Genomic DNA, 10,275 nt, shown 5'->3' with positions numbered 1-10,275 from the left:
ATCGCGTCGATGGCGATCTTCGCGACGGCCTCGGGGCGGGTCGCCGCCACCTCCTCGATCTCCATGCCGCCCTCGACAGACGTCGTACGACGTCGACGTGCACCGACGCGGGTCGTGCTGCGGGGAGGACCTGTTCGGCACGGCCGGCGCAGCCGGACGCGAACCGGAGCGGATCCGCGGACGCCGGGGTCAGTCCAGCGGGGTCCGCGCGCGCTCCGCGCCCAGTTCGGTCCGGGCCACGATGGCCGGCACCGCGATGCCGGGCAGGAGCAGGCGCCACATCCTCGTGACCCGCTCCATCAGGTCCTTCCGGCCGCTGACGACGGCCGAGAACATCTGCATGCCGGTACACGCCTCGACGACGAAGGCGGCCACCTCACCGGGTTCCACCCCGGCCTGGAGCTCGCCGCGCTCGTGCGCGTCCCGCAGGCATTCGGCCATGATCTCCACCCACTGCTGGTAGGGGCTGGCATCCTGCAGACCGAACGAGGTCTGTTCGTTGGTGAGCCGGACGCCCGCCCGCAGCAGCGGGTCCACCTGGAGCCGGCGGGCCCAGTTGAGCGTGAGATCCACGAGACGTTGCAGGCCCCGGGAGTCGAGCCAGGGGACGATGGTCTCGGGCTGGCTGTTCATCACCGCCCGTGCCAGGTCCTCCTTGGAATCGAAGTGGAAGTAGAGCGCCCCGGCGGTGAGCCCCGCGCGCTTCAGGATGCGGTTGATGCTCGCCCCGGAGTACCCGAACTCGTCGAAGACTTCCGCGGCCGCGCGCAGCAGCGACTCCCGGGTCTGTACCGCACGCTCCTGTTTCACGCCGCCCGCCATCGATTAGCTCCTTCAAAAGTAGAACGATCCTTATGTTATCGGCGGCCCGGCCGTCTCTGGCAACCCCGACCGCGCCGCGCATCCGGAACGCACCCCACCGACTTGGTGAACACCATGAAGTTTCTTTACTTGCTCTTTGCCCAAGAAAAAAAGAACGCTCTTTATGTTGTGGGCACTTGGTGGAGCTCTTGGGGGGAGATCTGACATGAGTGCAGTGTTCCAGCGGGAATCCGTGCGGGAGCCGCGGAGCCTGGAGGACCGCACGCCCGCGCTGGCCGTGCACCAGAGCCATGTGCACAAGAGGAACGGCGCCGAAGTCCTGCTGTCCACCTGGCGCCCGCTCGGCGCCGACACCTACACCGTCACCGCGCACTGGCCGCGCGAGCACGCCTTCTACCACCCGGCTCACGGGCTCTACGACCCGCTGCTGCTCTGCGAGACCGTGCGCCAGTCCGTGCCCCTGCTGTCCCACGTCGCCTACGGCGTGCCCTTCGGCCACCAGCAGGCATGGGAACACCTGCGCTTCACGCTGAACGCGGGGGCCCTGGTGGCCACCACGGCCCCCGCCGAGCTCGAACTGCGCGTCGCCTGCTCGGACATCGTGCGGCGGGGCACCCGGCTGGCCGGGCTGACGATGGCGGTGGACATCACGCTGGGCGGACAGCGGCTGGGCACCGCCACCACCCGCTTCAACAATCAGCCGCGCGCGGTGTACCAGCGGCTGCGGGGCCGTTACGCCGACCTCGACCTGGCCCGTGAGCGGGCCCTGACCACCGGGCCCGCCGTCGCGGCGGAACAGGTGGCGCGGGTCAGGGAGAAGGACGTGGTGCTCTCCCCGACGGACACGCCGGGCCGGTGGCGGCTGCGGGTGGACCTCACCCACCCCGTGCTCTTCGACCACCCCGTCGACCACGCCCCGGGCATGCTCCTGCTGGAGGCCGCGCGCCAGGCCGCCCACACCCTGAGCACGCGGCCCGCGACCGTGGTCGCCATGGACGCCGAGTTCATCCGGTACGCGGAGTTCGACGAGCCCTGCTGGGTCTGGGCCGACCCGCTGCCCTCGGACGAGCAGGGCCGCAGACGGGTGCTGGTGACCCTGGAACAGAGCGGCCGGCGCGTCTTCTCCGCGGACGTCACCCTGGAGTCGGCGCCCGGCCTGTGAGCGCACGCGAAGGGCGCGGCCGCCGGGGGTCGGCCGCGCCCTTCGCGACGCGGGAGGCGGGGCGGCCGGTGACCGCCCCCGGCCGCGCGCACTACGCGGCGGACAGCTCCGCCGCCACCAGCTCCGCGATCTGCACGGCGTTCAGCGCCGCGCCCTTGCGCAGGTTGTCGTTGGAGATGAACAGGGCGAGGCCGTGCTCGACGGTCTCGTCCTGGCGGATGCGGCCGACGTACGAGGGGTCCTGGCCGGCCGCCTGGAGCGGGGTCGGCACGTCGGTGAGCGCCACGCCGGGGGCGCCGGCCAGCAGCTCCTTGGCCCGCTCCACGCTGATCGGGCGGGCGAAGCGGGCGTTGACCTGGAGGGAGTGGCCGGTGAAGACGGGCACGCGCACGCAGGTGCCGGAGACCTTCAGCCCGGGGATCTCCAGGATCTTGCGGGACTCGTTGCGGAGCTTCTGCTCCTCGTCGGTCTCGTTCAGGCCGTCGTCGACGATGGAACCGGCCAGCGGCAGCACGTTGTACGCGATCGGCGCCACGTACTTCTGCGGCTCGGGGTAGTTCGCCGCCGCTCCGTCGTGGGTCAGCTTGGGCGCGTCCTCGCCGACCTTCCGCACCTGGTCGAACAGCTCGTCCACGCCGGCCAGGCCGGAGCCGGAGACGGCCTGGTAGGTGGCGACGACGAGGGCCTGGAGGCCCGCCTCGGCGTGCAGCGGCTTGAGCACCGGCATCGCGGCCATCGTGGTGCAGTTGGGGTTGGCGATGATGCCCTTGGGGCGGTCCGCGATCGCGTGCGGGTTGACCTCGGAGACCACCAGGGGCACCTGCGGGTCCCGGCGCCAGGCGGAGGAGTTGTCGATGACGACCGCGCCCTGCGAGGCGACCTTTTCGGCCAGCGCCTTGGAGGTGGCGCCGCCCGCCGAGAAGAGCACGATGTCCAGTCCGGTGTAGTCGGCGGTGGCCGCGTCCTCCACCGTCACACCGTCGAGGTCCTTGCCCGCGGAGCGGGCGGAGGCGAACAGGCGCAGCTCGGTGACCGGGAAGTTCCGCTCCGTGAGAATCCTGCGCATGACCGTGCCGACCTGACCGGTGGCTCCGACGATTCCGACCCTCACGGTGACTCCTCTTACGTGTCTTATGCGTGGCTGTTGCCTGGCCGAGGCCTTTCCATCATGCGGCCAGGCCCGGCCCGGCTGTCCACTTCTTTGCCCGGGATGCCCGGGGAGTGGGACGCGGGGCACCGCCGAGCGGTTGCGGAACTTCGGGCGGCACCCCGGCTGAGCTGGAGATATTCAGCCGCACCGGACGCCGCGCCGCAAGCTGTGCTGCCGCGCGCCTGCCCGGGGCCCACCGGCGCACACGGCGATGTGACGTATGCCTCTCGGTGTTGATCCCCACCCCGGACCGAACGTTTCCGCCGCCTGCGGCGTCGTAGGGAAAACGCGGCGAGGGGAGGGACGGCTGTGCTGCGCGGGAAGCTCCGCCGCGCCCGGGGGGACGTCGGGGACGACCCCCTGGACGCGGCGCAGGAACGCCGGGTGCGGGCGGTGCTCGCGCTCGGCGGGGTGCCGCAGGCGGACCTGCCGGACGGGGTGCAGCAGGTCCGCCTGCGGTTGCTGGAGCGGGCCGCGAGCGGCCGGGAGGCGCCGCGGGACGTCTCGGCGTGGGCGGCGGTCGTCGCCTCCAACCTGGCCGTGGACTGGCACCGGGCCAGGCGCCGCCAGGAGCGGATCGGGGAGCGCCTGGCCGCGCTGCGCCAGGCGGAGCACCCCTCGGGGGAGGACACCAGCCTGCTCTCCCTCGCCGTCGCCCGCGGCCTGGACCAGCTGCCCGACGCCCAGCGCCAGGTCGTCGTCCTGCGCTTCTACGCCGACCTGCCGGTGCGGGACATCGCCGGGCAGCTCGGCGTCCCCGAGGGCACGGTCAAGAGCAGGCTGCACACGGCGGTACGGGCCCTGCGCGCCCGCCTGCACGAGGACGAGGTGGTGTGAGCATGACCGCCGAACACGACGGGCACGCCGAGCACGACGGGCACGCCGAACACGACGGGCAGGGCGGGCACGGCGGACGCACCGATCAGGACGGGCACGCCGAGCACGACGGGCGGGACGGCCGCCGCGGATACGACGGACACGAGGGGTACGGCGGGCACGGCGGCGGCACCGGGACCGACCCGCTGATGGCCGCGATCACGGGCGAGCCGCTGCCGCCCGGGGCCCGCGCGGACCCCGCGCTGCTGGCCGAGCACCGGTCGGCGGTGGCCGACGTGGCGCTGCTGAGGGAGAAGCTGGCGACCATCGCTCAGGCGCTCGCGGAGCCGCCCGCCCCGGCCCGCGCCCCCGCGCCGGTCCCCGGTCCCGCCCGGGTACGGGCGCCCCGTCCCCGGCGCCGCCCGCTCGCCCTGGCCCTCGGCACGCTCGCCGTCGCCTGCGCGGGCGCGATGGTGACCGGACTGGGATGGCTGCTGGTCCGGGCGGACGGCGGTGCCGACGAGGCGGCCGGCGCCAGTGCCGCCGACGCCGGCGGCAAGACGCGGGCGCCCGCCTACGACGGCCCCGGCCCCGGCCCCCTGGCCTGCGCCCCCCTGGTGGCCGAGGGCACGGTCACCGCGGTGGAACGGGTGCCCGGCACCGGCCGGTACCGGGTGACGCTGGACGTCACGCGGTCCTACCGGCCGGCCGAGGGGGACGACCGGGCCGTCTTCACGCTGGACGGCGCCCCCGCCCGGCTCCGCCCGGGCGGCGAGGTGCTCGTCGCCCTGACCCGGTACGGGGCCGTGCCGGACGCCCTCTTCGTGGGGGAGGGGGAGATCGCGCCCGAGCGCGCCGCCCTCACCGCCGCCCGGTCCGCGTCCCCCGGACCCTCCTGCGCATGAGGAAGGGGCGGGCGCCCCGGAGAGCGCCCGCCCCGATGCCGTACCGGGTCCGCGGACCTACGGCACGACCGTGCCGATCTTCACGCTGCCGGTGCCCGCGACCGTACCGCGCGCGTTGACGAGCCGCACCTGGCCGAAGAACTCGCGGCCCTCGGGGGCGGCGGCCAGCGCGGTGACGCTGCCGGAGACCGCCGCGGACTCGCCGGTGCCGAGCTGCACCGGCGCCGAGCCGTCGACGGCGACCGTGCCGAGCGAGGCGGCGAAGTACACGTCGCGGTAGTCGTAGGCGGTGGAACCGGCGGGCACCGCGTAGCCCACGACCTCGACGGTGTAGGTGCCGGCGGCGGGCTTCGGCACCGAGACGGACTCCTCCGAGTCGCCGTCGGCGGACTGGCCGACGACGTTGCCGTCCTGGTCGTAGACGGTCAGGTCGAGGTCGGCGGCGGCGTCGGAGACGCCCCCGATGGCCACGTCCAGCGAGGACGCGCCCGCGGGCACCTCGACCGTGCCGGTCCGCGTCTCGCCCTGGGCGATCGACGGCCGGGCGGAGGCGGCCGATCCGAGCGGGCCGCCCACCAGCTTGCCGTCGAGGGCGGCGAGGCGGTTGGTCACCGTCCAGGAGGCGGCGGCCGGGGTGCCGGCCTTCGCCTCGGGCACGGTCACGACCTCCGGCTCGAAGGCCGCGCCGAGGACGGAGACGTCGAGGGTGTAGGGGTTGTCGAGCAGCGGGGAGGTGCGGCGCGACTCGACCTCGATCTCCCAGACGCCCGGCTGCGGGTCGGCGTAGGAGCGGACGTCGGGCCTGCAGCCGTTGCCGTCGAGGTAGTTGTTGTAGCAGTTCGGCGTGGAGGTGGTGTCCACCGGGACGCCGTACGGGTGCAGGGCGATGAACCGGGTCTGGCTCTTGTCCTTCAGGCCGCCGATCGCCACCTCCAGCGTCCTCGCGCCCTCGGGGACGGTCACGAAGTACGACCGGGTGCTGTTGCGCTGCACCGAACCGGAGGCGGAGAGGGTGTACTTCCGCGACGCGTCCAGCGGCGCGGAGACCACGACGGTCGACAGGACCTGCTTGTCGACGCCCTCGGTGCGCGGGTCGTCGACCTCCAGGATCGCGCTCTTGAGCCCGGCGCTCCCCGGCGCGGCCTCGACCTTCACCGTCACCGGCCGGTTCAGCGGCAGCCGCACCTCGTCGGAGCCGACGATCCGGAAGGTGCCGCCCGCGTTGTTCTCGAAGTGCAGCTCGTGCCGGATCGCCCGGTCCGCCCCCGAGGTACGGGTGAGCGTGATCTCGTACGTCTTCCGCTGCCCGGCCTTCAGGCCGCCCTCGCGGTCGTACAGGCCGGTGCCGTACCCGGGCGTCTTCAGGAACTCGTCGATCGCGGTGTCCACCGGGGCCTTGACCGTGTAGCCGTGGGCCGTGGCGCCGTCGCGGATCGCCTCCCAGGCGTCCTCGATGTTGATCAGGCCCGCGCCCTCCTCGTACGCCTGCACGCCCTTGATGTGGTCGGCGGTCGAGGTCAGTGCCGTGCGCAGGGTGGCGGGCGTCAGTTCGATGCCCTTCTGCTTCGCCGCGGACAGCAGCAGCGCGGAGGCGCCGGCGGCCTGCGGGGACGCCATCGAGGTGCCCTGGAGCATGCCGTAGCCGGCCGGGAGCGAGTAGCCCGCCTCGGCCATCGGGGCGCCCGGCAGCCAGGTCTGGATGGTGTTGACCGCGGCGCCCGGGGCGACCAGGGTCGGCGCGAAGCCGCCGTCCTCACGCGGGCCGCGCGAGGAGAACGGCATCATCGCGTACTCCTTCTCCACCACCGAGCCGTAGTTGGCGGCCCAGGTCTCCTTGGAGATGGCGGCGCCGACCGAGATCACCTTGTCGGCCAGGGACGGGTCGCCGATGGTGTTGGCGCCGGGGCCGGAGTTGCCCGCGGAGATCACCAGCTGCACGCCGTAGGTGTCGATGAGCCGGCTGTAGAGCTCGGCGCGCGCGTTGTTGCCGTCGTTCAGGGCCGGCAGGCCGCCGATCGACATGTTGACGATGTCGACGCCGCGGTTGACCACCAGGTCGATCATGCCCTCGGTGAGCGCGACGTTGGTGCAGCCGCCGGACCAGGTGCAGGCGCGCGAGGAGACGATCTTCGCACCGGGGGCGGCACCGTTCATCTTCCCGCCGAACAGGCCGTGGGCGGCGGTGATGCCGGCGACGTGCGTGCCGTGCTCGGACTCGATCACGCCGATGTTGACGAAGTCGGCCTTGGCGCCGGCGGAGTTGTAGACGACGTCCTCGCGGATCTCGACCACGAACGGCTGGCGCTCGGCGACCTCGGTGGCCGGGTCGTCGGTGCCGAAGTACCCGATCTGGAAACCGTCCTTGTACGGCTTCATCGGGGTGTCGTCACCGAAGTCGTGGTTGCCGTTCAGGTCGACCCGGACCGTGCCGGAGGCGGCGTCGTACAGCACGCCCCAGGAGTCGGTGGTGTCCCCGTCGCGGTTGGCGTCGCCGGCCGCGTCGCCGCCGGTGGTGTACGACTCCAGGAAGGTGCTGATCCGGTAGGAGCCCTCAGGGGCCTGCCAGCTCTTGCCGCCGTAGGTGAAGGCGGGCCCGGAGACGGAGGTCAGCATCGGGCGCCAGGTCCGGTCGCCGTCGACGACCGGGTCGGTGGCGGTCACCCAGTCGACGATCTTGCGCTCGCCGGTGGTGGTCTTCCGCAGCGCCGGGTGGGCGAGGTCCACGCCGGAGTCGAGGATGCCGATGGTGATGCCGCGGCCGTCCGCCTTCGGGTGGTCCTCGACGAAGTCGACGGCGCCCGTCTCGAAGGACGGGTTGTACGGGTTCTCGGCGGGGGTCTTCCGGTTCGGGGCCGGGTACGCCGCCGTCGCCTGGGCGCCGGCGGCCCCGGCGGTGTCCGCGCCCGGCGTCGGGTCGTCCAGCGAGATCTCCTCGCGCAGGTCGATGCCGTGCACGGAGGACAGCTTCGCGGCGGCGGCGATGGCCGCGTCCGCCTTGCCGGTGGGGACGGTGGCCCGGACGTAGCCGAGCTTGTCGTAGGTGCGGCCCACGGTGCCGCCCTCGACCGCGTCCAGCTGCCGCGCGACCTGCTCGGTCTGCCCGGGAGCGGTGGCGACCATCATCGTGACGCTCTTCTCGCCCTCGGCCTTGGCCTCGGCGAGCAGGCCGGCGTCGTCCGAACCGAGTTTGCGGTGGGCGGTCTTGGCGGCGGCGTCGGCCGGCACGGAGGCGGCCGGATCGTCGGCGGCGAACGCCACGGGTATCGGCCCGGCGGCGCAGAGCGCGGCGACGATGCCCGCGGCCGCGACGGTGCGGGCCACGCGTCTGGCGCCGGGTATCGGTTCGCGCTGGGGGGTGTGGGTCATCGGCATCCCTTGTAGGTAAAGGAACGATCGGGTGCGACCAGGGCCGATCGGCCATGGTCGCGAGAGTCCGGAATGCGATCCCGGACGACCGCTCAGCCTGACGCAAGGGGTCCATGTTTGGGGAGAGTTGACCGAGGCGGGATCGGGCCGTGGCGTACTTCCGCCATGCGCCATCGGGGATCTATGGGGCGCACCACGACATTCCCGTCCGCCCACGGCCCCCCGCGCGGGTTAACGTCCCGGCGTGCGCGGGAACGTACGGGTGGCGGCCTACGCCCTATGCGTCCGGGACGGCCGGATACTGCTCGCCCGGTCCCCGGGCCCCGGAGGCGTCCCCGAATGGGTGCTGCCCGGCGGCGGCGTGGAGCACGGCGAGGACCCGTACGACACGGTGGTGCGGGAGGTGGCGGAGGAGACCGGGTACCGCGTCGAGGTCACCGGCCTGCTCGGCGTGGACTCCCTGCGCCGCGTCTCGCGCCGCCGCCTCCGGCCGGCCGTGGACCGGCACGCCGTCCGCATCCTCTACGAGGCCCGGATCACCGGCGGCGACCTCAGGTACGAGGTCGGCGGCTCCACCGACATGGCCGCCTGGCAGGACCTGGCCGCCGTCCCCGGCCTGACCCGGGTGCCGCTCGTCGACACCGGGCTGCGGCTGTGGCGCGAGCGGCCGGCGACCGGACGGCTCGGCCGGGCACAGGAGTAGCCTTCCGGGGCCGCCGCCCGGCGGCTCGCGCCGGACCGTGCCGCCGCCGCGGCGAGAAGGGCCGGAACCCGCTCAACCGCCGCGCGCCGCCGCAACCTTTCCGGCGGCCCCGGCGGTCTCTCCGCCCGACCGCGCCCGACGGCCTCGGGCGAAGCAGCACCCAGAGCAGGGGCATCCCATGACCGTACGGGTACGGACCACCCTCGCCACGGCGACCGCCGTGGCGCTGACGGCAGCGCTCACCGCCGCGCTGGCGGGCACGGCGACGGCGGCACCCGCCGGCGACGGCCACGACGCGACCCGCCGCGCCCTCGGGGCCGCCGTGGCCGGCGGCGTGCCCGGCGCGACGGCCACCGCCCGGGACGGCCACGGCACCTGGACCGCGACCGCCGGAGCCGGCGACCTGCGCACGGGCGAGCCGCGCTCGGCGCGGGACCGGTACCGGGTGGGCAGCATCACCAAGACGTTCGTGGCCACCGTGCTGCTCCAGCTGGAGGCGGAGGGCCGCCTCTCGCTGGACGACACGGTGGACGAATGGCTGCCCGGCCTGGTGCGCGGCAACGGACACGACGGCACCCGCGTCACCCTGCGGCAGCTGCTGAACCACACCAGCGGCGTCTTCAGCTACACCGCCGACGCGGAGTTCGCCCGCACGTACTTCCTCGCGGACGGCTTCCTGCGGCACCGCTACGACACGGTGCCGCCCGAGCGCCTCGTCGCCGTCGCCATGGCCCACCGGCCCGCCTTCGCGCCGGGCACCTCCTGGGGGTACTCCAACACCAACTACGTCCTGGCCGGCCTGGTCGTGGAGAAGGCCACCGGCCGCCCCTGGGGCGAGGAGGTCCGCCGCCGCATCATCGCGCCGCTGCGCCTGCGCGCCACCTCGGTCCCCGGCACCCAGGTCACCGTCCCCGCGCCGGGCGCCCGCGCCTACTCCAAGCTGGCCCCGACGGCGACGGGCCGCACCTACGACGTCACGGAGCTCAACCCCTCCATCGCCGCGGCGGCCGGAGAGATGATCTCCGACTCGGCCGATCTGACCCGCTTCTACTCGGCCCTGCTCCGGGGCCGGCTGCTGCCGCCGGCGCAGCTCGCCGCGATGACGGCGACCGTCCGGACGGACGAGACCGACGAGAGCGAGGGCTACGGCCTGGGCCTGATGAGGAGGGAGCTGGACTGCGGGGTGACCGTATGGGGCCACGGCGGCGACATCCACGGCTCCTCGTCGGAGGCGGTGACGACGAGGGACGGCCGGCACGCGCTCGCCCTGAACTTCAACGGCGACTGGTCGGGCGACAGGGAGGCGGTGATCGAGGCGGAGTTCTGCGGGAGGTGACCGCGGCGATGAGGA

General features: G+C 73.7%; 8 protein-coding genes and 1 pseudogene. 5 read left to right on the top strand and 4 right to left on the bottom strand.

Annotation, left to right across the window (positions count from 1 at the left end):
- Both AB0L74_RS33050 and AB0L74_RS33045 read right to left on the bottom strand, forming a co-directional pair.
- A pseudogene (locus AB0L74_RS33050) lies at nucleotides 1-80 on the bottom strand (ATP-grasp domain-containing protein); the annotation flags it as partial.
- Nucleotides 81-189: 109 nt separating this feature from the next.
- Nucleotides 190-822 carry a ScbR family autoregulator-binding transcription factor gene (locus AB0L74_RS33045; RefSeq protein WP_365660743.1) on the bottom strand — a complete coding sequence of 211 codons (633 nt, stop codon included), beginning with the start codon at nucleotides 820-822 and terminating at the stop codon, nucleotides 190-192.
- Nucleotides 823-1,027: 205 nt separating this feature from the next.
- Between AB0L74_RS33045 and AB0L74_RS33040 the strand changes: the two genes are divergently transcribed.
- Nucleotides 1,028-1,984, top strand: a complete 957-nt coding sequence (locus AB0L74_RS33040) for a ScbA/BarX family gamma-butyrolactone biosynthesis protein (protein ID WP_365660740.1) — start codon at nucleotides 1,028-1,030, stop codon at nucleotides 1,982-1,984.
- A gap of 91 nt (nucleotides 1,985-2,075) precedes the next feature.
- On the opposite strand, the gene AB0L74_RS33035 is transcribed toward AB0L74_RS33040, so the two are convergent.
- Complete coding sequence (locus AB0L74_RS33035; RefSeq protein ID WP_365660737.1) at nucleotides 2,076-3,095, bottom strand: aspartate-semialdehyde dehydrogenase; 1,020 nt, start codon at nucleotides 3,093-3,095, stop codon at nucleotides 2,076-2,078.
- Nucleotides 3,096-3,443: 348 nt separating this feature from the next.
- Here AB0L74_RS33035 and AB0L74_RS33030 point away from each other — a divergent pair, with 348 nt between their 5' ends.
- Nucleotides 3,444-3,971, top strand: a complete 528-nt coding sequence (locus AB0L74_RS33030; protein WP_365660734.1) for a sigma-70 family RNA polymerase sigma factor — start codon at nucleotides 3,444-3,446, stop codon at nucleotides 3,969-3,971.
- A gap of 2 nt (nucleotides 3,972-3,973) precedes the next feature.
- Nucleotides 3,974-4,855 (top strand): hypothetical protein, encoded by an 882-nt coding sequence (locus tag AB0L74_RS33025; protein WP_365660732.1) that lies wholly within the window; start codon nucleotides 3,974-3,976, stop codon nucleotides 4,853-4,855.
- A gap of 57 nt (nucleotides 4,856-4,912) precedes the next feature.
- Here AB0L74_RS33025 and AB0L74_RS33020 read toward each other — a convergent pair whose 3' ends face one another.
- Nucleotides 4,913-8,221 (bottom strand): S8 family serine peptidase, encoded by a 3,309-nt coding sequence (locus tag AB0L74_RS33020; protein ID WP_365660730.1) that lies wholly within the window; start codon nucleotides 8,219-8,221, stop codon nucleotides 4,913-4,915.
- 244 nt (nucleotides 8,222-8,465) lie between these two features.
- On the opposite strand from AB0L74_RS33020, the gene AB0L74_RS33015 reads away from it, so the two are divergent.
- Nucleotides 8,466-8,924, top strand: coding sequence for an NUDIX hydrolase (locus AB0L74_RS33015; RefSeq protein WP_365660728.1), 459 nt, complete (start codon nucleotides 8,466-8,468; stop codon nucleotides 8,922-8,924).
- A gap of 178 nt (nucleotides 8,925-9,102) precedes the next feature.
- Nucleotides 9,103-10,260: a serine hydrolase domain-containing protein gene (locus AB0L74_RS33010; protein WP_365660726.1), complete on the top strand. Its 1,158-nt coding sequence runs from the start codon at nucleotides 9,103-9,105 to the stop codon at nucleotides 10,258-10,260.
- Nucleotides 10,261-10,275: the final 15 nt, after the last annotated feature.

Origin of the sequence: Streptomyces sp. NPDC052020 (assembly GCF_040680575.1) — a bacterium.
GTDB lineage: Bacteria > Actinomycetota > Actinomycetes > Streptomycetales > Streptomycetaceae > Streptomyces.
The sequence above is the reverse complement of the archived record's forward strand: the minus strand, read 5'-3'. Positions and strand labels throughout refer to the sequence as shown.